Genomic DNA, 25,069 nt, shown 5'->3' with positions numbered 1-25,069 from the left:
TAGTTGGGTCGGGGGGTGCGGCTGTGGTTTCTTGGTGGTGGTGGGGTTGGGGGGGGGGGGGTGGGCGGGGGGGGGGGGGCGGGCGGGGGCGGGGGGGGGGGGGGGCCGGGGGGGGCCCCCCCCCCCACCACTGCATGTGCGGTTCCCTTTCGTATCGACGCGCTACGCAGGAGAACGCCATGGCCAACACCATCAAGCTCGACGGTGAGAAACTCGCGCTGACGATCCGGGAGCGAGTCGCGGCTGAGCTGGAGGAATTGTTCCGGGGATCGGGCGTCACCCCTGGTCTGGCGACACTGCAAGTCGGGGACAATCCGGCGGGCGCGAGCCACCTCGCCCACGTGCGGGGCGCCGCCCACGCGGCGGGTATGCGCGATTTGCATTGCCGGCTACCGAGAGGTGCAGGGCACGACCGGATCGCGGCCGCGATCGACGAGTTGGGGGCCGACCCGAAGGTCTCGGGCATCGTGGTTGACCTTCGGTTGCCGGTCGGGCTCGATGCGAGCGCGCTCATCGATCGGATCCCGGCAGAGAAGGACGTCAACGGACTGACCACCCTTAGCGCCGGGCGGCTCGCTCGCGGCCAGTCAGGCTTCCGGCCCTCTGCACCGCTCGGCGTGATGACTCTGCTGGAGGGGGCCGGGGTCCGGATCAGTGGTTCGCGTGGTCGTCGTGGTAAGCACTGGGCGTGGTGTCCAGATGGCGGCGGAATGTCAGCTGCACTGCGCGGACACTGACGCGTGCGGCTGCGGCGATGTCGGCGAGGCTGATGTCCACGGCGGCGTGTGGCCTGGTTGGCGGTATCGGGCTCGCTCACGGCAACCCAGTACTTCTGATCAGATCCGGACGCGCGCCAGGTTGTCGATGCGTCCGAAGGGCGTGTCGGGATCACCGTCACGCTGGGCCGAGATCCGCACGCACGCGAAACGGGCGCCCGGCTCGGTGTAGACGTGGTGCCGCCGGAGCACCACCCGGCCGGCCGGCTCGATCGCCTCGTCGATCTCGTAGTGCCCGTCGCCGTCGAGGTCCCAGCACACACGGACGATCGGCGGGCCGCCTGGCGGCGTCTCGGCCACTGCCTCGAATACGACCGAGTCTCCGCTGACCTCGGCGGAAAGGCCGACGACCGGTTGGACGCCCAGGCGGTCGGCGGCGCGGGCAGCTACCCGGACCTGGCCGTCGTCGACGGAGTACACCGTGCTCGCGGGTGGCTCCACGCCGTCTTCCACCCAGGCGCTCACCGCGCGCAGCGCCTCGTGCAGGACGCCGAGATAGCTGACGGTGCGGGTGGGATGCTCCTGCTGCTCGACGTCCGAATGCAGGGCGTTGTCGACGTACCAGAGACGGACCTGATCGTCCGCGACGCGGGCGCGGTACCAGTCGGCGTGCCAGGGGAAGGCCTCCCGGTCGAGCAGACCGGCGACGAGGATCATCTTGCCGCTGATGCGGCCGGTCGGGACGTGACCGGCGGCCCCGGCAGCGAACAGCGGGCCGAGGAGCGTCGGACGCTGGGGAAGACCGGCGTCCCGGAACTGGTCCCAGGCCGGGTACTCCGGGCCGGGGATCTGGTGGCGGTGATAGGTCTGAGCCGCGAGGTAGTTGCTGTTGTCGATCTCGACCCGGTCGCCGGGGCAGATTATGTCCAGCCCCTCGTGGCGGTCGGGCAGGTCGATCACTGCCAGGTCGCGGTCGAACCCGGTGAGGCGGACGCGGATGTCCCCGGCGAGGAGCTCGGCCCCGAGGACGTCCACGCCGGGAACGACGTCGAGCCGGAGAGCCACCGGGCCACTCCCGGCTCCTTTGAAGGCCTCGTCGACGCCACCGCTGTGCGTAGTGCTCCCCGCACGACGGACGATCTCGACGACGGTGGCGGTCAGCCGCACCCGCGCCGCGTGGACGGAGGATTTCGGATCGGCGCCCAGGTACCCCGGTGTCGTCCAGAATTCGTCGAAATAGCCGGGGTCGGCGGCGAGGACGCCTGGGTAGACCGCGCCGAAGGCGTGCGTCCCCATCGTGCGGTGACCGAACCAGGACCGCACCGGGAAGCCCATCCGGGTGACCTCGGCGAAGGCCTCGCGCTGCTCCTCGGTGAGGTCCGGCGGCGGGACGCCGGTGCCGCCGGCGTCGAACGCGTCGGCGATGTCGTCGAGCCGGTCGCGGAGCACGCGCTGGGCGTGCAGGCGGATGGTGAAGTTGCTCGGCGTCGCCACCGGACTGCCGGGGACGTAGGGCACGAAGCCGTCCCAGACCCCGGTGGTGTTCTCGGCGCCGCCGATCGTCCGGTAGGCGCCGCCGCTGCCGCCGTAGGCGTAGCCGTAGACCCGGTGCTCGCCGTAGATCTCCTGGGCGATCACCCGCGCGTACTGCGCGGCTGCGGGGTTGGCCTGATGACCTGCGGACGGGCCGGTCCCGCCGCCGTTGGTCTCCAGGAAGAAGCCGCCCGCGCCGAACGCGAAGCCGATCTTGTTCTCCTGGCCGGTCGCCGATGCCGCCAGGTGTTCGCTGCCCGGGACCGGGGTGAGGTGCTGGAAGAAGCGGCCCCGGTAGCGGTCGGCGGGCGGGAAGTACAGCGAGAAACGGGTCTCGGTGCCGGCGAACCCGCCGTGCACGTGGCGGTGCGGATGCGGGTGCATCCGCAGCTCGTCGAGGTCGACGTAGGCCGGTGTATTCATCCCGCCTCCTCAGGCGTCGGCGGTAGGGATGGGACGGAGTGCTCGATCCGGACCCGGCGTCAGGGGAGCGGGCCTACTGCCGGCTCTGACGTGGCGCCCCGGCCGCGGTCAGGCGGTGTTTCATCATCTTGCCCGCGACCGAGCGGGGGAGTTCGTCGACGAAGCGGACGGCTCGCGGGCACTTGTAGTGCGCGATCCGATCGCGGGTCCAGGCGATGATGTCCTGCGCCAGCGCGTCCGACGGCGTGAAGCCGGACTGTATTGTGACGACGGCCAGCACCGACTCGCCGAATTCCGGATCCGGCGTGCCGATCACCGCCACGTCGTCGATCGCTGGGTGACCGATGAGGACGTCCTCGGTCTCGCGCGGGTAGATGTTCACCCCGCCGGAGATGATCATGTCGTCCGACCGCCCGGTGACGTAGAGGTAGCCGTCGGCGTCCAGATGGCCGACATCGCCCATCCGGGCCCAGCCGTCGGCGTTGTACATCGACGCTGACTTCTGCTCGTCGTTGTGGTAGCGGAAGCGCTTCGCCGGGTCGGTGAACCAGATCGTTCCGTCCTCGCCGGTCGGTAACGCGCGCCCGTCCTCGTCCGCGATCGCCACCGTGCCTTCCCGAGGCTTTCCGACCGAGCCGGGGTGCTCCAGCCATTCCTCCGGACCGATCGACACGTGCCCGGCCGCCTCGGTGGCCGAGTAGTACTCCCAGATCACCGGGCCCCACCACTCGAGCATCCGCCGCTTCACGTCGACCGGGCACGGTGCCGCACTGTGCGCCACGGCTTCCAGGCTGCTGACGTCGTACGCGTCCCGGACGTCCGCCGGCAGACGCAGCAACCGGACGAACATCGTCGGGACGATCTGCGCGTGCGTGACCCGGTACCGATCGATCGCCTTCAGCGCCTCCAGAGCGTCGAAACGCGGTAGCAGGACGACGAGCCCGCCGTACCGGTGCGTCGCCATCGACGACACCAGCGGGGCGGCGTGGTACAGCGGGCCGGAGGTGAGCGAGACGGTCCCAGGGCCCATGTCGTAGCGGTTGGTCCAGAGCATGTCGCCGGTGATGTCGCCGAACGCCCGGCCGAAATCGACCGGGCCGTGGACGATGCCCTTCGGCCGCCCGGTCGTGCCGGACGAGTAGAGCATCGCCTGGCCTTCGAGGTCGGGAGCCTCGCGCTCGGTCGGGATGCCGGCGATCGCGTCCTCGTACCGCTCCCAGCCCTCGCGTTCGCCGCCGACGATCAGCCGCAGGCCGGGCAGGCCGCGGGCGGCCTCGTCGGCTAGCGCGGCCAGATCGTCGCTCACGACCAGCGCGCGGGCCTGCGAGTTCTGCAGGATGTACCGGACTTCAGCCGGGGTGAGGTGCCAGTTGACGGCCGTGTAGTACGAGCCGCTGCGCCGGGCACCCCACACCACCTCGAAGTACTCGGCGGTGTTCGTCATCAGGATCGCGACGTGGTCGCCGGGCCGCAGCCCGCGCCGGTGCAGGAGGTTCGCGAACTGCGTGGAGCGATCGACCAGCTCCCCGTAGGAGACCGTGCGGCCGGTCGACGGGACGACGACCGCGGTCTTCCGGGGGTCGTGGTCGTCCGGGCGGAACAACATGTCTTTAGAGCTTACTGAGTAGAATCATCTACCGGTAGGTATCGAGGGCGGGAGTCGGAACCGTGGTGGAAACCGTTCGGGCCGAGCAGCGCGGCCGCGTGCTCGTCGTCACGATCGATCGCGAGCACAAGCGCAACGCGATCGACCGGGTCACGACCCGGGGCATCGACGACGCGCTGAACCGCCTCGAGGACGACGACGAGCTGTGGGCGGGGGTACTCACCAGCGCGGGGAGCGTTTTCTCGGCCGGCACCGACCTCAAGGACGGCACCGGCGGCGGAACCGAGCGCGGCGGCGAGTACGGCGTCATCCGGCGGCGGCGGCGCAAGCCGTTGATCGCCGCGGTCGAGGGGCTCGCGCTCGGCGGGGGATTCGAGATCGTGCTGGCCTGTGACCTGGTGGTGGCGTCCCGGACGGCGCGTTTTGCCCTACCCGAGTCGCGGCGGGGTGTGATCGCGTCGTGCGGCGCATTGTTCCGGGGCCCGCGTGCGCTGCCCCTGAACGTCGCCACGGAGTTGCTGATCACCAGCGCCGGCCTGGACGCCGAGCGTGGTTACACGTTCGGCTTGGTCAACCGGCTCACCGAGCCGGGCGAGGCGCTCGCAGCGGCACTCGAGCTGGCCGAGGACGTGTGCCGGTCGTCGCCGGTGTCGGTGCGGTTGGCGCTGGACGCGATCAACGCCCAGTTCGCGGACGGCGATGCGGTGGGCTGGCGCCTGACCGCTGAGGCGGTCGAGCAGGTCATCGCCAGCGACGACATGCGCGAGGGCATCGACGCGTTCTTCGAGCGCCGCGAGCCCCGCTGGTCAGGGAAGTAGCGGTTGTGCCGGGCCGCGGCCCGGCACGATCACTCAGTCGGTCAGGCGGACGCCCACCCGGATCGCGTCCCGGCCGGGAACCTTCCGGCCGACCAGGTCGAGGGCATCACCCAGCTGCTCCAGCGGGAAGACCTCGCCGAGTAGGTCCGCGGTCGGCACCCGGCCGGTCCGGATCAGCTCGATCGCGGTCTTCACGTGATCGCCGGGAAAGCCGGCGTGGATGTGCAGCTGGCGCATGGGAATCCAGTCGCTGACGAACCCCTCCACGGTCTTCCGGTCTTTCAGCGCCCCGATCACCACCGATCCACCCCGCCGGACCATCTGCATCGCCTGCGTCACGGTGATCGTCGAGCCGGACGCCGCGTCGATCGCGACGTCGACGCCGCCGTCGGTCAGCGCCCGCAGGTGCTCGACCGGGTCGACGACCGTGACGTCGATCGCCTCCTCGGCGCCGAGCTTCCGGGCGGCGTCGAGCCGTAACGCGTCCGCCGCGGTGCCGGTCACGAAGATCCGCGCCGCACCCGCCGCGCGGGCGGCGACGATCGTGGCCAGGCCGAGGTGCCCGGGACCGAGGATCGCGACGGAGTCACCCGGCTGCACCGCCGTGGCCCACCGCACGGCGATCGACAACGGCTCCCAGACCGTCAGCTCGGAAGCGGAGAACCCGTCCGGCAGCGGCTCGACCTCGGACTCCGGCAACAGCTCCAGGTAGTCGGCGAACCCGCCGAACAGCCCGGACCGCTCCGAGATCGCGAAGTCGTGCCCGTAGACACGGGTGCCGCCGGGCAGCGGGATCGACGCGCGTACCGCGACCCGCTGTCCCTCCTCGACCCCCCAGCGCGTCCGCGCCTCCGGGGTCAGCGCGTCGATCCGGCCGACGATCTCGTGCCCGGCGATCGTCGGGTACGCCCCGCCGTACGGCGTGTGCACGATCCCGTGCATGTGGTCGACGTCGCTGTGGCACACCCCGGTGGCCTCGACGCGCAGCAGCGCGCCACCGTCCGGGGGCGCGTCCGGCGCGGTGAGCGTCTGCAGATGCCAGGTGCCGTCGCCGGGCATCACCGCAGCCCTGCTGGTCCGCGTCATGTGGTTGGTGACTCCTTATCGGTTGGTCCGGCCGAGGTCGACCGGTAGCTGGATCCCGGTCACGTGCCGGGCTTCGTTCGACGCGAGCCAGGCGACCGCCGCGGCGATGTCCTCCGGCTCGCTCACCTGGTCCGGCAGGGCGCCGAGGAACAGCGGGCCGATCTCGTCGTTGTCCTCGATCAGCTCGCGCAGACCGGGCTTGAGCGCGGTGTTCACGCCGTGCGGGTGGACCGAGTTGACCCGGATCCGGTACTTCGCCAGCTCGTTGGCGAGGGTTTTGGCCAGGCCGGTCACGCCGTGCTTGGCCGCGACGTAATCGGCCAGCAGCGGCAGACCGCGCAGCCCGGCGACCGAACTGGTGAAGACGATCGCGCCGCCGGTGCCCTGTTCGATCAGGATCGGGATCGCCGCCTTCGCGGTGTGGAACGCGCCGGTCAGGTTGATGCCGATCGTGGCGTCCCAGGCTTCGAGCGAGATCTCCCAGGCCGGGGCGACCGTTGTCATGCCCGCGTTGGCCACCACGACGTCGAGCCGGCCCAACTCGGCCACGCCCGCGTCGAGGCCGGCCTTCAGCGCGGCGTAGTCACGGATGTCGGCGATGTAGGTGACCGCGCGCCGGTCGTGCTCCTCGATCAGCTTCGCGGTCTCGGCGAGATCCGCCGGCGTCGGTCCGGGGTAGCTGGTCGTTTCGAGATCGGCGCAGACGTCGACCGCGATGATGTCGGCGCCCTCCGAAGCCAGCCGCACCGCCTCGGCCCGGCCCTGACCGCGCGCGGCGCCGGTGATGAACGCGACCTGCCCGGCGAATCTCACGTGTGCCTCCTGGCAGCCGAAATGCCTCCGTCGACCCGCAGGTCGCAGCCCGTGATGTAGCCGGCGTTGTCGGAGGTGAGGAAGTCGATCGCGGTCGCGATGTCGCTGGGCATCCCCAGCCGCCGCAGCGGGGTCAGGTCCGCTGCGCGCACGGCGAGCGGGTTGGCCGCCAGCTCGGCCCGTCCCATCGGGGTGACGATCATGCCGGGGGAGACCGAGACGATCCGGGCTCCGTGCTGGGCCCAGTCCTCGGCCGACCGCTCCACCCGGCGGACCGTGCCGTACTTGGAGGCCCCGTAGGCCCGCACCGTGAAGGCATGACTCTCGGGGTCTTCGTCCGGCTCGCGCAGCAGCGGCTCCAGCTTCTCGATGAGGTCCCGAGCACGTGGCTGGTCGAGTACGGCGTCGATCTCGGGCTGGGACCGGAACGTGTAGGCCGCGACCGACCCGACGCAGACCGCTGAGCTGCCCGGCCCGGCGAGTGGGAGGAACGCGTCCAGCAGCGCGGCCGTGCCGCCGAGGTTGACCGACACGACGGTCTTCCAGTCGGCGAGGGCGGGCGACAGCCCGGCCAGGTGGACGAGCGTGCCCAGGGTGCCGGTGCCACGGGTCGCGTCGGCCAGCTCTGCGACGCTTTCCGCGTGCGCGACGTCGGTGACTTGCGCCAGCGCGACGTCGTAGCCTTCCTCCTCGAGATTCTCGCGGAGCTGCTTCAGCGGCGCCTCGGCGCGGCCGCTGAGCACCAGCCGATACCGCGCCCCGAGCCGCCGGGCCACCGCCCGGCCGACCCCGCCGTACGCACCGGTCACCACCGCGAGCGGCCGCGGATGGGTGCCGGTGAGGTTCACCGGGCGCTCCAGATGATGCTCTTGGCGTGCAGGAACTCCTCCAGGCCGAACTCGCCGCGCTCCAGGCCGAGCCCGCTCTGCTTGTAGCCGCCGAACGCCGTGTGCGGGCTGGACCCGGCGCCGCCGCCGTTGAGGTAGACCATCCCGGCCCGGATCCGCCTCGCGATTCGATACGCGTCCACCGGGTCGGAAGCCCAGACCCCGCCGCCGAGGCCGAACTCGCTGTCGTTCGCCAGGCGGACCGCTTCGTCCTCGTCGTCGAAGCCGATGACGATGCCGACCGGCCCGAAGAACTCCTTCTGCGCGATCGTCATCGCGTTCTCGACGTCGACGAAGAGCGTCGGCTCGACGAAGAAACCCCTGTCGAGGTGGGCCGGGCGTCCGCCGCCGTAGGCGACATGGGCGCCCTCGTCGTGCCCGGTTGCGATCAGGCTCTCGACCTTGGCCCGCTGGGCCGCGCTGATCAGGGGGCCCATCGTCGTCGCCGGGTCGGCCGGATTGCCGACGACGACCTGGTCCAGGCTCGCCTTGACCAGACCGACGAGCTCGTCCAGCCGGGAGCGGTGCACGAGCGTGCGGGTCAGCAGGCTGCAGCCCTGGCCGGCGTGCGTGGTCATGCCGCCGACGACCGACGGGACGACCCGCTCCAGGTCGACGTCTGCGGTGATGATGTTGGCGGACTTGCCGCCGAGTTCGAGCACGACCTTCTTGAGTGACGGTGCGGCCTGCGAATAGACCAGCCGGCCGACCGTGTCCGAGCCGGTGAAGCTGACCAGGTCGACGCCCGGGTGGCTGGTCAGCGCCTCTCCGGCGGCGGCGTCACCGGTGACGATGTTCAGCACGCCGGTCGGCAGGCCGGCTTCCTCCGCCATCTCGCCGAGGACGAACGCCTCCAGCGGGGTGGTCGGGGCCGGCTTGAGGACGGCCGTACAGCCGGACGCCAGCGCCGGTGCGAGCTTGAGGATGTTGAGGAAGAACGGGAAGTTGTAGGCGGAGACCAGCGCGGCGACACCGTACGGCTCCCGGCTGACGACGCCCTGGGCAAGAGTCGCCCCGATGGTCGGCGGCATCGGCTGCTCGAACTGGTACGAGAACAGCACCCGCTCGGCCATGTCACGGAAGTGCAGGAGCGGGATCGTGACCTGCAGCGTGTCGGCCAGTGCCCGCGTCGACCCGGCCTCCCGGATGCTGAGCTCCTTCAGCTCTTCGGACCGCCGCTCCATGACGTCGGCCATCCGCAGCAGCACGGCCGAGCGCTCGCGGGGGGTGAAGTTCGGCCACGGCCCGTCGTCGAACGCGCGGCGGGCGGCGCGGACGGCCCGGTCGATGTCGGAGACGGTCGCGTCCGGGACCGTGCCGATGACTTCCTCGGTGGCCGGGTTGAGAACGGTGAGCACCGCGTCGCCGTCGCTGTCCTGCCAGGAACCGTCGATGTAGAGGCGATAAGTCAACGACGTCACGATCAACCTCCTACTTCAGTTAAATCTGCTTACTGATTACCCTATTCGACAGGACCGAGCTGGGAGGGTCAATGGGACGCATGGACGGCAAGGTCGTCTTCATCACCGGGGCCGCGCGGGGGCAGGGCCGGGCCCATGCTGTCCGGATCGCCGAGGAGGGTGGCTCGGTCATCGCCACCGACCTCTGCGCGGACATCGCCTCCAACGGGTATCCGCTCGCCACCCCGGAAGACCTCGAGAGCACCGCGCGGCTGGTAGAGAAGCGCGGTGGCCGGGCCCTGACCCGGATCGCCGACGTCCGCGACCGGGACGCGCTCGCCGCCGCGATCGAGGACGGGATCGCCGAGTTCGGGCGACTCGACGGCGTCGTGGCGCAGGCCGGCATCTGCCCGCTCGGCTCGCGGCAGCCGCAGGCGTTCGTCGACGCGGTCGCGGTGGACTTCGTCGGGGTGTTCAACACGATCGACGTCGCGTTGCCGCACCTCGGACGGGGTGCGTCGATCGTCGCGACCGGCAGCACGGCTGCCCTGATCCCGGGCTCGCTGGACAGTTCTGCCAAGGGAGCGGGCGGTATGGGGTACGCGTGGGGGAAGCGCGCGGTTGCCACGATCGTGCACGACCTAGCCGCCGTGCTGGGCCCGGGAGGCGTCCGGGTCAATGCCGTGCACCCGACCAACGTCAACACCGACATGCTGCACAGCCGACCGATGTACCGGGCCTTCCGTCCTGACCTGGACGATCCCACCCGTGAGGACGTCCTGCCCGCGCTTCCGGCGATGACCGCAACCGGCGACCCCTACGTGGAGCCGGAGGACGTCGCCGACGCGGTGTTGTTCCTGCTCTCCGACGAATCGAAGTTCGTCACCGGGATGCAGCTGCGCGTCGACGCGGGCGGCTACGTCAAGCTCCGGCCTCAGCCTCCGGCCTTCTAGGGGTGTAGCTCAGGAAGCCGGTCTCGCCGGGTTTGGCCGCTGCGTCGCGGCTGTTGCGCGCGGCGGCCGCCCGCAGTGCGGCGAGGCGGGCCTCGAGGCCGGGGTCGGAGCCGGACTCCACAATCGACGCCTCTACCGCGGCGATCTCCGCGTTCAGCCGGGTGTCGGACTCCGCGAACGTCAGCAGGTCGTGGTCGTCGTCGAGTTCCGCCATCGTCGTCCCTTCGTCGTTGCCCTAGATAGGATAATAGGTTATATGATTAAGCCTAACCTGGGACAGGAGGCACCGATGCCGCTGCAGGACCACATGCAGATCATCTCGGTGGACGATCACCTCATCGAGCACCCGAGGGTCTTCACAGACCGCCTGCCGAAGAAGTTCCTGGCCGAGGGACCACGCATCGTCGAGGACGAGCAGCGCCGGCACGTCTGGCACATGGAAGACAACGTCTTTCCGTACATCGGCCTGAACGCGGTCGCCGGCAAGACGCCGGAGCAGTTCGGGATGGAACCGCTGCGATTCGATGACATGATCCCGGGTTGTTACGACCCGGTCGCCCGGGTCGCGGACATGGACGTCGACGGCGTGCAGGCCGCCTGCTGTTTCCCGTCCTTCCCCGGGTTCGGTGGTCGGGTGTTCATGCGTGCCAAGGACAAGGAGCTCGGGCTGGCCTGCGTGCGGGCCTGGAACGACTTCAGCATCGACGAGTGGGCGGGTTCCGCGCCGGACCGGTTCGTCCCGCTGGCGATCCTGCCGCTGTGGGACGTGGAGCTCTCGGTCGCCGAGCTCCGGCGGGTGGCCGCGAAGGGCGCGAAAACGGTCTCGTTCCCCGACAATCCCCTTCCCCTCGGCCTCCCGTCATTCCACAGCGACGACTGGGGCCCGCTCTGGGACGTGTTCGAGGACACCGGTATCCCGGTCAGCCTGCACTTCGGATCGGGCAGCTTCGTCCCCGGCTTCTCGGCGTCGGCCTCCGCGCTGGCCCCCGGGGCGTCAACGGAGTTCAAGTCGATTTCGACCCGGCTGAACGCGGCCGAGCGGGCCAAGGACGAGGCTCCGTCGGCGGTGTCGTTCATCCTCTATTCGACCAACCTGATGTGGTCCACGGCGGACCTGCTCCTCTCCGGCCAGTTGCAGAAGCACCCCGGGCTGAAGTTCATGCTCTCCGAGGGCGGCATCGGCTGGATCCCGTACATCGCGGAGCGCGCCGACTGGGTCTGGGAGCGGCACCGCTACTACCAGCCGATCGACTTCGATACCCGACCGAGTGACCTGCTCCGGAAGCATTTCTGGGGCTGCTACATCGACGACCGCTTCGGTCTGAAGAACCGGTACGAGATCGGCGTCGACCGGATCTGCGTCGAGATCGATTACCCGCACTCCGACTCGATGTGGCCCAACAGCCGCAAGACCATCGCCGAGACGCTGGTGGACGTGCCCGACGACGAGGCGCACCGCATCGTCGAGCTCAATGCGCGTGAGGTCTTCGATTTCCCCCGTCGCTGACCGGCCGCTGCCGCAGCCGACACCGGCCAGCCGCGCGTTCTGGGAGTCAGGCGCGGACGGCCGGCTGCGGGTCCAGCGCTGTGGTGACTGCGGCGCGTACACCCATCCGCCGCTGCCGCGCTGTCGGGTCTGCCGGAGCAGTGTGGCCGAGTCGGTGGCGGTATCCGGGCGCGCCGTGGTGGTCGGGTTCACCATCAACCACCAGCAGTGGCTCCCCGGGTTCCGGCCGCCGTACGTCGTCGCGATCGTCGCGCTGGAGGAGGACGACGGCGCCCGGCTGACCACGAACATCGTCAACTGCGAACCGGCGGACGTGCGGATCGGCCAGGCCGTCCGAGTCGTCTTCGAGAAGCACGAGGACGTCTGCCTGCCGCTGTTCGAGCCGGACCCCGATCGAGCCGGGAACTTCCCCGTCCCCGGTCCTCGCGAGCTCGGTCCGGCAGCACCGGCCGCGTGGGAGAAGTTCGAGAGCCGGGTCGCGCTGACCGGTGTCGGGCAGTCCCGGGTCGGCCGTCGGCTCCTCGTCGACCCGCTGGAGCTGACCGTGCAGGCTTGCCTGGCCGCGGTCGAGGACGCCGGGCTCGACCTTGACGAGATCGACGGCCTCTCGACCTACCCGGGCCGGGTGGGCTCGCCGGGCATGTTCGAGGGCGGCATCGCCCCGCTGACCGAAGCGCTGCAACTCCGCCCGGTCTGGATCAACGGCGCGGGTGACACCCCCGGCCAGTCCGGCGCGATCGTCGCCGGGATGCTGGCAGTCGCCTCCGGGCTGTGCCGGCACGTGCTGTGTTACCGCACGGTGTGGGAGTCCTCCCACGCCGCGCTGGTCCGGCAGGGGCAGTGGGACGACCCGGCCGGCCGGGCGACCGGCATGCTCGAGTACCGCGCGCCGTTCGGCGCGGTCTCGGCCGCCAACTGGATCGCGATGCAGGCCTCGCACTACTTCCACCGCTACGGCGGTGACCGGACGACCCTCGGCGCGATCGCGGTCACCGAGCGCGCGAACGCCGGACGCAATCCCGAGGCCGTCTACCGCGACCCGCTGACGATGGACGACTACCTCGCCGCCCGGCCGATCTCCACACCATTCGGTCTCTACGACTGCGATGTACCGGTCGACGGTGCGGTCGCGGTGGTCGTCTCGGCGATCGAGACCGTGCCCGATCGCCCGAGCCCGGCCGTGCTGGTCGACGCCGTCGGCACCCAGATCCTCGAACGACTGAGCTGGGACCAGGACACGCTGACGCACGAACCCCAGACTCAGGGCCCGGCCCGGCACCTCTGGCGGCGCAGTTCGCTGCGCCCCGACGACGTCGACCTGGCGCTGCTGTACGACGGGTTCACGTTCAACGCGCTGTCCTGGATCGAGGCCCTCGGGTTCTGCGAGCGGGGCGGTGCGCGCGACTTCATCGACGGCGGCCGGGGGATCGCACTGGACGGCGGCCACCTCCCGCTCAACCCGCACGGCGGCCAGCTCTCCGCCGGGCGGCTGCACGGATTCGGCTTTGTCCGGGAGGCGATGCTCCAGCTCCGGGGCGAGGCGGCCGGCCGGCAGGTACCCGGCGCCCGGGTGGCGGTCGTCTCCACCGGCGGGGGCGCGCCCGGCGGTGCCCTACTACTCCGAACCGCGTGAAGGGGAACTCATGCTGCGACCGATGCACGGCGTCCGGGTACTGGAAGTCGCCCAATTCACCTTCGTTCCGGCTGCGGGCGCGATCCTGGCCGACTGGGGCGCCGACGTCATCAAGGTCGAGCACGCCGAGCGCGGCGACGGCCAGCGCGGCCTGACGACGGTGCTCGGCGTCGACGCGATCAGCCAGGGCAGCAGCTTCTCGCCGATTGTCGACGGTCCCAACCGGGGCAAGCGCAGCATCGGCCTGGCCCTGGAGAAGCCCGAGGCACGGGCGATCCTCGACGAGCTGATCAAGCAGTGCGACGTCTTCATCACGAACTTCCTGCCGGACTCCCGGGCCAGTCTCCGGCTCGACCTCGAGGACATCCGCGCGGTCAACCCCGACGTCATCTACGTTCGCGGGTCGGGCTTCGGGGCCCGCGGGCCGGAGGCGAACAAGGGCGGCTACGACATGACGTCGTTCTGGGCCCGGGGCGGCAGTGGGGCCGGCGCGACCCCGGTCGGCGCGGACCGGCTGTCGCCGATGCCCGCGGGTGGGTACGGCGACAATCTCGGTGGGATGACGATTGCCGGCGGCATCGCGGCGGCGTTGTTCGCCCGGTCGACCACCGGCGAGACGTCGGTGGTCGACGTGTCCCTCCTGGGCGTCGGCGCCTGGGCCACCCAGTTCACGGTGAACCTCGCGCTGATGGCCGGCGGGCCACCACCACGGCCGCCGGTGCCCCGGCACGGATCTGCCCGCAATCCGCTGATCGGCCCGTACCGGACGTCCGACGACCGCTGGCTCCTGTTTTCGATGCTGCAGCCCGGGCGGTACTGGGACGAGTTCTGTACTGTGGCCGGCCACCCGGAGCTGACCACCGACGAACGCTTCGACACCGTCGAGAAGCTGATGGCGAACGCGCCGGCAGCGGCGGAACGCGTCGCCGAGGTCATGGCCGAACGGACCTTCGAGGAGTGGCTCGGTTTACTCGAGACCATCGAGGGCCAGTGGGCCGTCGTCCAGGACGCCTGGGGCGTGGCCAACGACGTCTCGCTGCGGGCCAACGGGTTGATCGCGACCGTGAAGGACGCCGAGGGCGTCGACCGCGAGCTGGTGACCAACCCGGTGCAGTTCGACGAGCAGCCGGCCGAGCTACGGCGCGGCCCGCTCTTCGCCGAGCACACCGACGACATCCTGCGGCAGCTCGGCGTGACCGACGAGCGGCTGATCGAGCTGAAGGTCGCGGGGGCGATCACGTGAAGGTCGTCGTCGATCGAACGAAGTGCACCGGCCACGCGCGGTGCTTCGAGGCGGACGAAGAGCTCTTCCCGCTCGACGACCTCGGTTATGCGCTGCGATCGGAGTTCGACGTCCCGCCGGGCGCTGAGGCCACCGCGCGCGAAGGGGCGGCCATGTGCCCCGAGCGCGCGATCACCCTGCGAGAGGAGTCGCCATGACCGAGTGCCCCGTCCACACCTACTCCCCGCACGAGTACCGGCCGGTGGGGGAGTGGGCCGCGTTCTACGACGGCCTGCGCGGCGAGGCGCCCGTCGTGCGCAACACGTTCGCCGACGGCTATTACGTCCTGACCCGGTACGAGGACATCCTCGGCGCCTACCAGAACACCGAGACGTTCTCCACCAAGGCCGTGACGCCCTTCGAGCCGGATCCGACCTACGTCTGGATCCCCCACATGCTCGGCGGAACCGCGCACACGCAGTGGCGCCGCCAGCTGGGGCCTGACTTCTCGCCGCGGGCGGTCGGAGCGCTGGACGATCGGATCCGGGCCTGGGCGATCGAGCTGATCGACGGAATCGTCGACCGGGGCGAGTGCGACGTCATCGCGGACTTCTCGTTCCACTTCCCGACGACGATCTTCCTCGAGCTGATGGGGCTGCCGACCTCGGACCTGGACCAGTTCATGGCCTGGGAGGCGAGTATTCTGCACTCCGACGGGTCGACGCCGGAGGAGATCCAGGCCAACCGCGAAGCGGGTATGGCGGCGGTGCGCGAGTACTTCCGAGTGGTCATCGCGGACCGCCGGGCGCAACCACGGGACGACCTGATCAGCCACGCGCTGGGATTCGAGATCGACGGGCGGCCGGTCACCGACGACGAGGCCGTCTCGTACTGCTTCTTCATGTTCATGGCCGGCCTCGACACCGTTGCCGCGGCCTTCGGCTACGCGCTGTACCACCTGGCGACGCACCCCGAGGACCGCGAGCGGATCGTCGCGGATCCCTCGCTCATCCCGGCGGCGATGGAGGAGATCCTGCGGGCGTACGCGTTCACGGTGCCGGCCCGCAAACTCACCCGGGACGTCGAGGTGGCGGGGTGCCCGATCCCGGCCGGCTCGATGGTGAGCCTGCCGATCCGGGCCGCCACTCGCGACGAAAACGTGTTCGAGGACGGCACCGAGGTCCACATCGACCGCAAGCCGAACAACCACATCGCGTTCGGAGCCGGCCCGCACCGCTGCCTGGGCATGCATCTGGCCCGCCACGAGCTGCGGATCGCCCTGGAAGAGTGGCACAAGCGCATTCCGGAGTACCGGATGGCCGACGGAGCCGTGGTCCGGGAGGCCGGACGCAGTTCCGGCCCCGACGAGGTACGGCTGGTCTGGAAGTAGGTCAATCGAACAGGTCGATGACCGGTTTGTTCGACAGGTCGTCCTTGAGGAGGTACTGGGCCGCCGCGTCCATGTGGGTGTGCCAGTGCTTCTCGGCGCCCGGCCCGTCGCCGGCCTCGACCAGCTTGATGAGCTTCCGGTACGCCCGGATCATGCGCTGGAAGCGCTCGGGGGTGTCGTACTCCTGCGTGCTGCGGGACACCCTCGTGTGCAGGTGCATCGTGACGATGTCCTGGAGGAGAGCGCCCTGCAGCGCCATCGTCTTGTTGCCGCACCGCTGCAGGATCAGCTGGTGGAACCGGCCGGTCAGGTTCGCCCAGGCCGTGGGTTCCGGCGTGCCGGGCTTGCGGGCGGCGATCTCCGCCTTCAACTGGTCGACGACCGCGTTGAGGTCGTCGAGATCCTGCTGGGTGCGGTTCTCGGCGAGCAGCCGGGCGCACGGGGGTTCAGAGACCATCCGGGCCTGGTAGACGTCGTTGATGGTCGTGCCCTGCATCTGCAGCAACAAGCCGACGGTGCGCGCCGCGACCGCGGGATCGGGCACCGTGACTTGCGCCCCGCCCCGGACGCCCCGACGCACGTTGATCAGCGTCTCGGCCTCGAGAATGCGGAACGCCTCGCGCAGCGTCGGCCGGGAGACGCCGAACTGCGTCAGGAGCTGCTGCTCCGAGGGAAGGGTGTCGCCGGCCTTGAGCTCGCCGCGCACGATCTGCCGCCGCAGGTGGGTGGCGATCAGCTCGGCCGTTTTCGGTGCCCGGACGAACATACCGACCTGCGGTGGCGTCGTGGCTTGTGTACTCACCCCGTGGATGCTACCGGTTACCTCTCTGAGATCAGCGAACTGATTCAGATTGCGCCTTTCGGGGTAAATCGCAGCGCGCCGTCGAGCCGGATCGTTTCGCCGTTGAGGTAGACGTTCTCGGCGATCTGCTGGGCGAGCTGGGCGTATTCGTCCGCCCGTCCCATGCGCTTCGGGAACGGTACGGCTGCGCCCCAATGCGCGTCGAGCTGCTCCGGGTCGGCGTCTTTGAATGCCGGCGTGAGGAACGTCCCCGGAGCAATCGTGACGACCCGGATACCCAGTGGCGCCAGATCGCGCGCGAGGGGGAGGGTCATCGACACGATGCCGCCCTTTGCGGCTCCGTAGGCGGTCTGGCCGATCGTGCCGTCGTACGCCGCGATCGACGCGGTGTTGATGAGGACGCCACGCTCGCCGTGCTCGAGCGGCTCGGAGCGGGCGATCGTCGCGGCGGCGAGCCGGTCGACGTTGTACGTGGCGGCCAGGAAGATGTCGAGGACCCGGGTGAACGACTCCTGGGGCGCCGCCTTGCTCTGCTTGTCGAGTGTCCGTGGGCCGCCCGGACCGCCGTGGGCGACGACCGCGATGCGTACCGGGCCGAGTTCGGCCGCCCGGTCGAGCGCGTTCTGAATCGACGTTTCGTCGGTCACGTCGGTCTTTGCGTAAACGGCGCCCAGTTCCTCGGCAACGGTCGTGCCCTTGGCCTCGTCCAGGTCGGCGACGACGACCTTCGCGCCCGCCGCGTGCAGCCGGCGCGCGGTCGCACTCCCGAAACCGCCGCCCCCACCGACCACCACTGCCACCGCGCCCTTGATCTCCATCGGGCCACAGTAACAGTTGAACGATTTAACTGAACTAGCTAACCTAAGCGAATGAGCGCCAGCTTCACCGCCGAGCACGAGCAGCTCCGTGAAGTGGTCCGCGAGTTCTTCGCGAAGCGGTCGCCGATGAACGCGGTGCGAAGCCTCCTGGATTCCTCGCGGGACGACGACGTCTGGCTCCGGATGGCTGATCAGCTCGGCCTTCAGGGGTTGGCGATCCCGGAGGAGTACGGCGGCAGCGGTTACGGCGCGGTCGAGCTCGGGATCGTGCTGGAGGAGATGGGCCGCGCGTTGCTGGTCGCGCCCTACTTCGGCACGGTTGTCCTGGCCGCGACGACGCTCGCCCTCTCCGCCGACGAGAAGGCTCAGCGACGCTGGCTGCCGCACATCGCCGACGGAGCCCTTACCGCCACCCTCGCGCTCACCGAGGCGTCCGCCTCCTGGAACGTCGGCGACCTCACCGCCACCGCGGCACCGGACGGCACGATCTCGGGGGACAAGCTCTACGTCGTCGACGGCGACAGTGCCGATCTGCTCCTCGTCGTCGCGCGGGCGTCCGACGGCCCGGGGGTGTTCGCCGTCGAGGCCGGCGCGCCCGGCCTCACGCGCACGCGGCAGGACGCGCTGGATCCCACGCGCGCGCTCGCCTCGGTGCGGCTCCGCGACACACCCGGCACCCGCATCGGCGCGGGCCGGGACACCGCCGAGTGGATCGGCGAGGTTTACGACCGGGCGCTCGCTGCGCTGGCCTCCGAACAGCTCGGCGGCGCCGCCCGCTGCCTCGGCCTCGCGGTCGAGTACGCCCAGGTCCGCGAGCAATTCGGTCGTCCGATCGGCTCGTTCCAGGCCATCAAACACAAGTGCGCGAACCTGCTCGTCGAGGTCGAGAGCAGCCGCTCGGCCGTGTACCACGCCAACGCGGCCCTCGACGCCGCCGACCCCGACGCGCCCGCTGCCGCCACCGTGGCCAAGGCCTCCGCCTCGGAGGCGTTCACCCACGCCGCCAAGGACTGCATCCAGATCCACGGCGGCATCGGCTTCACCTGGGAACACGACGCCCACCTCTACCTCCGCCGGGCGAAGTCATCCGAACTCCTGCTCGGCACCCCCACCGAAAACCGGGCCCGCCTCGCCGATCTGGTAGGACTCCGATGAACGACGGCGAGTTCCGCGCCCGACTCCGCGACTTCCTCACCTCCCACCACCCGGGCCGCCCGCCCAAGCCTCCCGAGGAACGCCTCCGCTGGAACAAGGCCTGGCTCGCCACGCTCTTCGATGCCGGGTTCGCGGGCCCGAGTTGGCCCCGCGAGTTCGGCGGCATGGAGCTCTCCTTCGCCCACCAGGTGATCTACCAGGAAGAACTGGCCCGCGCCCGGGTGCCGGGCCCGCTCGGCACCGGCCTCGGCATCGCCGCGCCGACGATCCTGACCTATGGCACCCAGGACCAGAAGGAACGCTGGCTGGCCCCGATGCTGCGCGGCGACACGATCTGGGCCCAGGGCTACTCCGAGCCGGGCGCCGGCTCCGACCTGCCGAGCCTTCGCACCACCGCGCGCCGAGACGGCGACTACTACGTCGTCGATGGACAGAAGGTCTGGACCTCGCACGGGAAGACCGCCGACCACCTGTTCACGCTCGTCCGGACCGGCTCTCGGGAGAGCCGGCAGCGGGGGATCACCTACCTGATCATCGATGCGCACGCCCCCGGCGTGGAGGTCCGGCCGCTCCGCGACCTGACCGGCGGGCACCTCTTCGCCGAGGTGTTCTTCGACGACGTCCGGGTGCCGGTGACCGACCGGGTCGGTACCGAGAACGAGGGCTGGAAGCTGGCCCGGACCAGCCTCGGCCACGAGCGGGCGGCCGGTGCGATGAACCAGGCCGCGCTCTACCGGCGGGTGCTCACCGACCTGGTGGCGCTCGCCCGTGAGCGGGGCCTGCTCGCCGACCCGCTCGTCCGGGATCGGCTGGCCGGCTTCGAGATCCGCGTCCGCCTGATGCACTACAACGCCGAACGCGTGATTTCGGACATCCTGGCCAAAGGCGAGCCCGGCGCCACATCGTCGGTGTCCCGCCTGCTGATCTCCGCGTTCGAGCAAGAGCTCCACGAGTTCGCCGTCGACGTCCTCGGGCCCGCCGGTCTGCTGCTCAAGCCCGATCCGGACGCGGTGCAGGGCGGGCGCTGGCTGCAGGGGTTCTTGCGCACCCGGGCCTCGACGATCGGCGCCGGCACGCGCGAGATCCAGCTGAACACGGTGGCCGAACAGGTGCTTGGGTTACCGCACGACCCCGCGATGCCGCCCCGCTGAGAGGACGTATTCATGAGGCTGGACTCCGGTCCGGAGCTGGAACGGTTCCGCGCCGAGGTGCGGGCATTCATCGCCGGGAACGCGCCCCCGGCCCGGCGCCGGACCGGCGTCCGCGCGCCCGAGCCCGACGAACTGCCCGCCCTGCGAGCCTGGATCGCCCAGCTCTACACCGCCGGCTATTTCGGTCACGCCTGGCCGGTGGAGTACGGCGGCCGGCCCGACTCGCGTCCCGAGTACGGGTTCATCGTGGCGGAAGAGCTCGCCCGGGTGCGGGCCTGGGGCGAGATCGGCGCCGCGCCGCTGGCCGCCGGTGCGCTGATCACGTTCGGAAGCGACGCGCTCAAGCAGCGGTTCCTGCCCCGGATCCGGACCGCCGAGCACCTCTGGTGCCAGCTCTTCAGCGAACCCGGCGCCGGCAGCGACCTGGCCGCACTCAGCACCCGTGCCCGTCGCGACGGTGACCACTACGTCGTCACCGGCCAGAAAGTGTGGACCACGAACGGCCACCACGCCGACTGGGGTTATCTGCTCGCCCGGACCAGCACCGAAGGCAAGAAGCAGGCCGGGATCACCGCGTTCGCGGTCGACATGCGGAGCCCGGGAATCGACGTCCGGCCGCTGCGGGAGATCACCGGAACCAGCGACTTCAACGAGGTCTTCCTCGAAGAGGTGCGAATCCCGGCCGACCAGGTGATCGGCGCGGTCGACGACGGCTGGCGGGTCGCGAACGCCAGCCTGGCCCACGAACGCAGCGGCGTCGGCGCCCGCGGCGTGGAGCTCTTCGGCCAGCTGGACGAACTGCTCGCGCAGGCCGCGCGCCCTGGGCTCGAGGGTCGGGCGCCATTGGCCGACAACGCGGTCCGGCAACGCGTCGGGCGGCTCGCGGCCCGGGTCTACGTCGCCGACCGCATGAGCAAGGCCGTGCAGTCCAGGATGATCAACGGCACCGAGGACGCGGCCGATGCACCGCTGGCCAAGGTGTTCTACAGCGACGTCAACCTCGAGCTGGCCGAGACAGGGGTCGCGCTGCAGGGCGTCGACGGAATCGGCATCGAGGCCGACGCCCCGTGGTCCGGCGGCTGGTGGCAGGACGCGTTCCTCTACGCCCGGGCCTACACGATCGCGGGCGGGGCGAACGAGGTGCTCAAGACGATCGTCGCCGAGCGCGCGCTGGGGTTGCCCCGATGAACCGCCGGTACGGGCTGTCATGGAAGGGTCCGGTGGCGGCCGCGGCGGCCGAGAAGGCCGGTGTCACCGCGTTCTGCAGCGGCGAGTTCGTCGACCACGACGCCTACTCGGTGCTGACCGAGATGGCGCTGGGCACGTCTAACGCTCTGGTGGGGCCGGCGATTGCGTATGCGTTCGCGCGTACTCCGTACGCCCACGCGGCCGGGATCCGTAGCGCCTGGAACCTGGCGCCCGGCCGGGTCTTCCTCGGGCTGGGCTCGGGCGCGTTCCGGATCAACCGGGACTGGTTCGGCGTGCCCGCGGACCGGCCGGTGGCCCGGATGGCCGACCTCGTCGGTGCCGTGCGGGCCTGGCTGCACGCCGAGAACGGCCGGCCGGTGACCTACGAGGGCGAGTTCTACCGCGTGGACGCCTCCGTCGGGGCACCCGTGCTCGGTCGCATCGACGCCCCGGTGCTGGTCGCCGGATTCAACAAGCTGATGGCCGCGACGGCCACCCGGGTCGGCGACGGGCTGATCGGGCACGGGCTGTTCACGGCGTCCTGGTGGGAAGACGTGGTGCGTCCGGCGATGACCAAGGACGCCGACCACCCGCTGGAGCACGGCTGGGTGATCACCGCGATCAACGACGAGGACCCGGAGCGCGCGGTCCTCGACGCCCGCCGGATGATCGCGTTCTACCTCACCGTGAAGACGTACGACCCCTACGTCGAGCACCACGGCTGGACGCCGCAGGTCACCGCGATCCGCGAGGCGTTTCGCCGCGGCGACAACGAGGGGATGGCGGCAGCGGTGACCGACGACATGCTTGAGGCGATCGCGATCTGCGGCACCACCGCGGAGGGGCGGGCGGCGATGGTCCGCCGAGGCGACACCCTCCCGCGCGACGTGGCCTACCTCGCGCCGCCGTCGTACCTGGTCAGCAGAAGCCGCGGCGAGCGCTACGCCCTCGCGGCCCTCGGCTTGATCGCCTAGCGCCCCGGGCGACGCCCGGGGCGCTCTGCCTCAGTGCAGACCGCCGTCCACGCGGATGAGTGAGCCGGTCGTGTAACTCGACGCCGGGGACGCCAGGTAGAGCGCGGTGCTGACGATCTCCGGCGGGTTGCCGGGCCGGCCGGCGGCGTTCTTCCAGGTGCGCTTGCTCGGCTCGGGCCAGTGCTTGGCGATGTCGGTCAGGAACGGCCCGGCCGAGAGCGTGTTCACCCGGACGTTGGGCGCGTACTCCAGCGCGAGCACGGTCGTCAGCGCGTTGAGCGCCGCCTTCGCCCCCGCGTACGGGCCGAACCGCGGCGTCGGGAACAGCGCGCCGCTGCTCGAGACGTTGATGATCGACCCACCGTCGCCCTCGTGCATCCGCTGCCCGATCAAGGAGCCGAGGCGGAACGGGCCTTTGAAATTGACCCCGATGACCTTGTCGAACAGCTCTTCCGACGTCTCCGCGGACGACGGCGCGAGCGGCGACATCCCGGCGTTGTTGACCAGCACGTCCACGTGCCCGAACGCCGTGTAGGCCTGCTCGACCAGCGCCGCGCACTCGTCCCAGTGCCCGACGTGCGCGGCCACCGGCAGCGCCTTCCGGCCCATCGCCTCGACTTCCTTGGCCAGGACCTCGCAGGCGTCGAGCTTGCGGCTGGCGATGACGACGTCGGCCCCGGCAGCCGCGAACCCCAGCACGATCTCCCGGCCGAGCCCCCGGCTGCCGCCGGTGACCAGCGCGACTTTGCCGGTCAGGTCGAACAGATCGGTGCTCACCGGCCCTCCAGCACCGAGGCGTACTTGGCCCGCGCGGCTGCCCGCCGGGTCGGGATGTGCTCGGTCGGGAACAGCCCCGGCGCCGGCTGGTATCCCTTGAGAACCTGCTTGGACACCGTGACCTTGTGCACCTCGGTCGGCCCGTCGGCCAGGCCCAGGTGCGGCTCGCCCGCCCACCACTCGCCCAGCGGCGTCTCGTGGGTGACGCCCAGCGAGCCGTGCAGGTGGAGGGCCCGCTGGAGGATGTCGTGCTGCACCTCGGTCAGGGCCACCTTGCACATCGCGATGTGCTTGCGGGCGGCCCCGTGCGGCTCATGGTCGATGATCCACGCGGTCTTGAGCACCAGCAGCCGGTACATCTCCAGCTGGATCGCCGAGTCGGCGATGAAGCCCTGGACGAACTGGTGCTCGGCGAGCAGCTTTCCCTGGGTACGCCGGGACAGCGCGCGCTCGCACATCATGTCGAACGCCCGCTGGCACTTGCCGACCACCCGCATCGCGTGGTGGACGCGGCCACCGCCGAGCCGGGCCTGGGCGACCTTGAAGCCGTCGCCGGGCTCGCCGAGCATCGCGTCCAACGGCACCCGGACCTGGTTGTACCGGAGGTACCCGTGGATGCCCTCGTCCAGTTCGTCGCGCTCGTTGATCGTGCCGACGTTGCGGAGGATCTCGACGCCGGGCGTGTCGGTCGGGACGACGAGCATCGACATCCGCCGGTGCGGGGCCGCGTCGGGGTCGGTCACTGCCATCACGATGAGGAATTCGGCGTAGCGGGCGTTGGAGGAGAACCATTTCTCGCCGTCGATCACCCACTCGTCGCCGTCGCGCGTCGCCGAGCAGACGAACTCCTTCGGGTCGGCGCCGGCCTGCGGCTCGGTCATCGAGAACGACGAGACGATCTCACCGTCGAGCAGCGGCTGCAGATACCGCTTCTTCTGCTCCTCGGTGCCGAACATCGCGAGGATCTCGGCGTTGCCGGTGTCCGGAGCGGCGGTGCCGAAGACCGTCGGCGCCCAGTACGAGCGGCCGAGGATCTCGTTCATCAGCGCCAGCTTCAGCTGCCCGAAACCCTGCCCGCCGAGCTCGGGGCCGAGGTGGCAGGCCCAGAGGCCCTGCGCCCGGACCTGCTCCTGGAGGGGCTTGAGGATCGCGCGCGACATCGTGTTGCGGACGTCGTACGGGTCGCCGCCGTGGGGGAAGAGCAGGTCGAGAGGCTCACACTCCTCGCGGACGAACCGCGCCATCCAGTCCAGTTTCTCCTGGAACTCGGGTTCGGTCGAGAAGTCCCACATAGGTTCGCTCCGCTGTCGAAGAGGTGCAATCATCTAACTCAAATGTAGGAGATGGCTGATTAGCTGTCGACCGGGGCGGAGAATCGATGGCGGCACATCCACGAATCAGCGTCAGCGGTCTGTGCTTCCCCGAGCTGTCGGCGGTGGAGACGATCGAGGTGGTCGCCGGGCTCGGCGTCGCCAATACGTCATTGACCGGACGCAAGGTCCGCGAGTCCGGCGCCGACAAGGTCGCGGCCGCCGCCCGCGCGCACGGCGTCCGCGTCGTCACGACCACCGGCGCCCTCGGCCCGGGCCTCCGCCGAGCCGACGCCGACGCCGACGCGCGGCACGCGGCGGGCGGCGCTGGCGACGCATGGCTGCGCGACGCCCGGCGCGACGTCGACAACGCGGCCACCGTCGGCGCCGGCGTCGTGTACGGCCTCACCGGCCCGCGCCCGATCGCCGACTGGGACGAATCTGCCGCCGCGTACCGGCACGCGATCGCCCCGCTGGTCGCGTACGCCGCCGAGCGCGGCATCGTGCTCGCGGTCGAGCCCACCAGCTGGCTCTACGCCGACCTCACGTTCGTCCACACGTTCCACGACGCGCTGCGCCTGGCCCGTCCGGCCGGGCTGGGCGTCTGCGTGGACTTCTTCCACGTCTGGACCGAGGGCGAGCTCCGCACCGAACTGCGCGACCACGGCGACGCGGTGGCCCACGTCCAGCTCAGCGACATGGTCCTCGGCGACCGCTCGCTCCCGTGCCGTGCGGTACCCGGCGACGGCGGCATCCCGCTGGAAGAGCTGGTGCGATGGACGCTCGACGGTGGCTACGCCGGCGTGTTCGACGTCGAACTGAACGGCCCGCGGGTCGACGTGATCGGCGCCGCCGCCGCCGAGCGCGCAGTGACCTGGTTGACACGCGTCCTCTCCTAATCAGTTAT

The 25,069-nt window shown here is 70.5% G+C and carries 23 protein-coding genes and 2 pseudogenes; 13 read left to right on the top strand and 12 right to left on the bottom strand.

What is annotated here, in order from left to right; all coding sequences use genetic code 11:
• Nucleotides 1-134: 134 nt before the first annotated feature.
• A pseudogene (locus ACGFY5_RS16145) lies at nt 135-530 on the top strand (tetrahydrofolate dehydrogenase/cyclohydrolase catalytic domain-containing protein); the annotation flags it as partial.
• A 145-nt stretch (nt 531-675) separates the two neighbouring features.
• Here ACGFY5_RS16145 and ACGFY5_RS16140 read toward each other — a convergent pair.
• The 3 genes and pseudogenes from ACGFY5_RS16140 to ACGFY5_RS16130 all read right to left on the bottom strand — a co-directional run.
• Nucleotides 676-777 (bottom strand): annotated as a pseudogene (locus tag ACGFY5_RS16140) (AraC family transcriptional regulator); the annotation flags it as partial.
• A 59-nt stretch (nt 778-836) separates the two neighbouring features.
• Nucleotides 837-2,672, bottom strand: coding sequence for a hypothetical protein (locus tag ACGFY5_RS16135; RefSeq protein WP_392720435.1), 1,836 nt, complete (start codon nt 2,670-2,672; stop codon nt 837-839).
• Nucleotides 2,673-2,745: 73 nt separating this feature from the next.
• Complete coding sequence (locus ACGFY5_RS16130; RefSeq protein WP_392720433.1) at nt 2,746-4,278, bottom strand: AMP-binding protein; 1,533 nt, start codon at nt 4,276-4,278, stop codon at nt 2,746-2,748.
• A gap of 65 nt (nt 4,279-4,343) precedes the next feature.
• On the opposite strand from ACGFY5_RS16130, the gene ACGFY5_RS16125 reads away from it, so the two are divergent.
• Complete coding sequence (locus ACGFY5_RS16125) at nt 4,344-5,096, top strand: enoyl-CoA hydratase-related protein (RefSeq protein ID WP_392720431.1); 753 nt, start codon at nt 4,344-4,346, stop codon at nt 5,094-5,096.
• Nucleotides 5,097-5,129: 33 nt separating this feature from the next.
• Here the strand turns inward: ACGFY5_RS16125 and ACGFY5_RS16120 are convergent, their stop codons facing one another.
• Genes ACGFY5_RS16120 through ACGFY5_RS16105 form a run of 4 tightly spaced genes read right to left on the bottom strand, consistent with a single transcriptional unit; the run spans nt 5,130 to nt 9,303 of the window.
• A complete protein-coding gene (locus ACGFY5_RS16120; RefSeq protein WP_392720429.1) occupies nt 5,130-6,182 on the bottom strand; it encodes a zinc-binding dehydrogenase in 1,053 nt (350 codons plus the stop codon).
• A gap of 15 nt (nt 6,183-6,197) precedes the next feature.
• On the bottom strand, nt 6,198-6,995 hold the full coding sequence (locus tag ACGFY5_RS16115) for a mycofactocin-coupled SDR family oxidoreductase (protein ID WP_392720428.1): 798 nt from the start codon (nt 6,993-6,995) through the stop codon (nt 6,198-6,200).
• Nucleotides 6,992-7,843 carry an SDR family oxidoreductase gene (locus ACGFY5_RS16110; protein ID WP_392720426.1) on the bottom strand — a complete coding sequence of 284 codons (852 nt, stop codon included), beginning with the start codon at nt 7,841-7,843 and terminating at the stop codon, nt 6,992-6,994. Before ACGFY5_RS16110 ends, ACGFY5_RS16115 begins: the two co-directional genes overlap by 4 nt.
• Entirely contained in the window at nt 7,840-9,303 is a 1,464-nt protein-coding gene (locus ACGFY5_RS16105; protein WP_392720425.1) for an aldehyde dehydrogenase family protein, read from the bottom strand. The genes ACGFY5_RS16110 and ACGFY5_RS16105 overlap by 4 nt, the downstream gene beginning before the upstream one ends.
• A 71-nt stretch (nt 9,304-9,374) precedes the next feature.
• On the opposite strand from ACGFY5_RS16105, the gene ACGFY5_RS16100 reads away from it, so the two are divergent.
• Nucleotides 9,375-10,235, top strand: coding sequence for a mycofactocin-coupled SDR family oxidoreductase (locus tag ACGFY5_RS16100; RefSeq protein WP_392720424.1), 861 nt, complete (start codon nt 9,375-9,377; stop codon nt 10,233-10,235).
• Here the strand turns inward: ACGFY5_RS16100 and ACGFY5_RS16095 are convergent.
• On the bottom strand, nt 10,204-10,449 hold the full coding sequence (locus ACGFY5_RS16095) for a hypothetical protein (RefSeq protein WP_392720422.1): 246 nt from the start codon (nt 10,447-10,449) through the stop codon (nt 10,204-10,206). The two genes, ACGFY5_RS16100 and ACGFY5_RS16095, sit on opposite strands and share 32 nt — an antisense overlap.
• Before the next feature lie 75 nt (nt 10,450-10,524).
• On the opposite strand from ACGFY5_RS16095, the gene ACGFY5_RS16090 reads away from it, so the two are divergent.
• The 5 genes from ACGFY5_RS16090 to ACGFY5_RS16070 are packed head-to-tail and all read left to right on the top strand — an operon-like array spanning nt 10,525 to nt 15,987.
• On the top strand, nt 10,525-11,742 hold the full coding sequence (locus ACGFY5_RS16090; protein ID WP_392720530.1) for an amidohydrolase family protein: 1,218 nt from the start codon (nt 10,525-10,527) through the stop codon (nt 11,740-11,742).
• The gene (locus ACGFY5_RS16085; protein WP_392720420.1) at nt 11,708-13,375 is read left to right on the top strand and encodes an OB-fold domain-containing protein; all 1,668 of its coding nucleotides are present in this window, start codon (nt 11,708-11,710) and stop codon (nt 13,373-13,375) included. Before ACGFY5_RS16090 ends, ACGFY5_RS16085 begins: the two co-directional genes overlap by 35 nt.
• 10 nt (nt 13,376-13,385) lie before the next feature.
• Nucleotides 13,386-14,618: a CaiB/BaiF CoA transferase family protein gene (locus ACGFY5_RS16080; protein ID WP_392720419.1), complete on the top strand. Its 1,233-nt coding sequence runs from the start codon at nt 13,386-13,388 to the stop codon at nt 14,616-14,618.
• The gene (locus ACGFY5_RS16075) at nt 14,615-14,815 is read left to right on the top strand and encodes a ferredoxin (RefSeq protein ID WP_392720417.1); all 201 of its coding nucleotides are present in this window, start codon (nt 14,615-14,617) and stop codon (nt 14,813-14,815) included. The genes ACGFY5_RS16080 and ACGFY5_RS16075 overlap by 4 nt, the downstream gene beginning before the upstream one ends.
• Nucleotides 14,812-15,987, top strand: a complete 1,176-nt coding sequence (locus ACGFY5_RS16070) for a cytochrome P450 (protein ID WP_392720414.1) — start codon at nt 14,812-14,814, stop codon at nt 15,985-15,987. The genes ACGFY5_RS16075 and ACGFY5_RS16070 overlap by 4 nt, the downstream gene beginning before the upstream one ends.
• A gap of 1 nt (nt 15,988) precedes the next feature.
• Here the strand turns inward: ACGFY5_RS16070 and ACGFY5_RS16065 are convergent, their stop codons facing one another.
• Both ACGFY5_RS16065 and ACGFY5_RS16060 read right to left on the bottom strand, forming a co-directional pair.
• Nucleotides 15,989-16,789: a FadR/GntR family transcriptional regulator gene (locus ACGFY5_RS16065; RefSeq protein ID WP_392720412.1), complete on the bottom strand. Its 801-nt coding sequence runs from the start codon at nt 16,787-16,789 to the stop codon at nt 15,989-15,991.
• Nucleotides 16,790-16,833: 44 nt separating this feature from the next.
• A complete protein-coding gene (locus ACGFY5_RS16060) occupies nt 16,834-17,607 on the bottom strand; it encodes an SDR family NAD(P)-dependent oxidoreductase (protein ID WP_392720410.1) in 774 nt (257 codons plus the stop codon).
• Nucleotides 17,608-17,658: 51 nt separating this feature from the next.
• Here ACGFY5_RS16060 and ACGFY5_RS16055 point away from each other — a divergent pair, with 51 nt between their 5' ends.
• Genes ACGFY5_RS16055 through ACGFY5_RS16040 form a run of 4 tightly spaced genes read left to right on the top strand, consistent with a single transcriptional unit; the run spans nt 17,659 to nt 22,075 of the window.
• Nucleotides 17,659-18,762: an acyl-CoA dehydrogenase family protein gene (locus tag ACGFY5_RS16055; protein WP_392720407.1), complete on the top strand. Its 1,104-nt coding sequence runs from the start codon at nt 17,659-17,661 to the stop codon at nt 18,760-18,762.
• The gene (locus ACGFY5_RS16050; RefSeq protein ID WP_392720406.1) at nt 18,759-19,913 is read left to right on the top strand and encodes an acyl-CoA dehydrogenase family protein; all 1,155 of its coding nucleotides are present in this window, start codon (nt 18,759-18,761) and stop codon (nt 19,911-19,913) included. The genes ACGFY5_RS16055 and ACGFY5_RS16050 overlap by 4 nt, the downstream gene beginning before the upstream one ends.
• A 12-nt stretch (nt 19,914-19,925) precedes the next feature.
• Nucleotides 19,926-21,101: an acyl-CoA dehydrogenase family protein gene (locus tag ACGFY5_RS16045; RefSeq protein ID WP_392720404.1), complete on the top strand. Its 1,176-nt coding sequence runs from the start codon at nt 19,926-19,928 to the stop codon at nt 21,099-21,101.
• Nucleotides 21,098-22,075, top strand: coding sequence for an LLM class flavin-dependent oxidoreductase (locus tag ACGFY5_RS16040; protein WP_392720402.1), 978 nt, complete (start codon nt 21,098-21,100; stop codon nt 22,073-22,075). Before ACGFY5_RS16045 ends, ACGFY5_RS16040 begins: the two co-directional genes overlap by 4 nt.
• Before the next feature lie 30 nt (nt 22,076-22,105).
• Here ACGFY5_RS16040 and ACGFY5_RS16035 read toward each other — a convergent pair whose 3' ends face one another.
• Nucleotides 22,106-22,852: an SDR family NAD(P)-dependent oxidoreductase gene (locus ACGFY5_RS16035; protein ID WP_392720400.1), complete on the bottom strand. Its 747-nt coding sequence runs from the start codon at nt 22,850-22,852 to the stop codon at nt 22,106-22,108.
• The gene (locus ACGFY5_RS16030; RefSeq protein WP_392720399.1) at nt 22,849-24,144 is read right to left on the bottom strand and encodes an acyl-CoA dehydrogenase family protein; all 1,296 of its coding nucleotides are present in this window, start codon (nt 24,142-24,144) and stop codon (nt 22,849-22,851) included. The genes ACGFY5_RS16035 and ACGFY5_RS16030 overlap by 4 nt, the downstream gene beginning before the upstream one ends.
• 86 nt (nt 24,145-24,230) lie before the next feature.
• On the opposite strand from ACGFY5_RS16030, the gene ACGFY5_RS16025 reads away from it, so the two are divergent.
• Nucleotides 24,231-25,061, top strand: a complete 831-nt coding sequence (locus ACGFY5_RS16025; protein ID WP_392720397.1) for a sugar phosphate isomerase/epimerase family protein — start codon at nt 24,231-24,233, stop codon at nt 25,059-25,061.
• The last annotated feature ends 8 nt before the right edge of the window (nt 25,062-25,069 follow it).

Source organism: Cryptosporangium sp. NPDC048952 (assembly GCF_043197895.1).
In the GTDB taxonomy this organism is placed as follows: Bacteria; Actinomycetota; Actinomycetes; order Mycobacteriales; family Cryptosporangiaceae; genus Cryptosporangium.
Note: the sequence above shows the minus strand (reverse complement) of the source record. Positions and strands in the feature narration are given on the sequence as shown.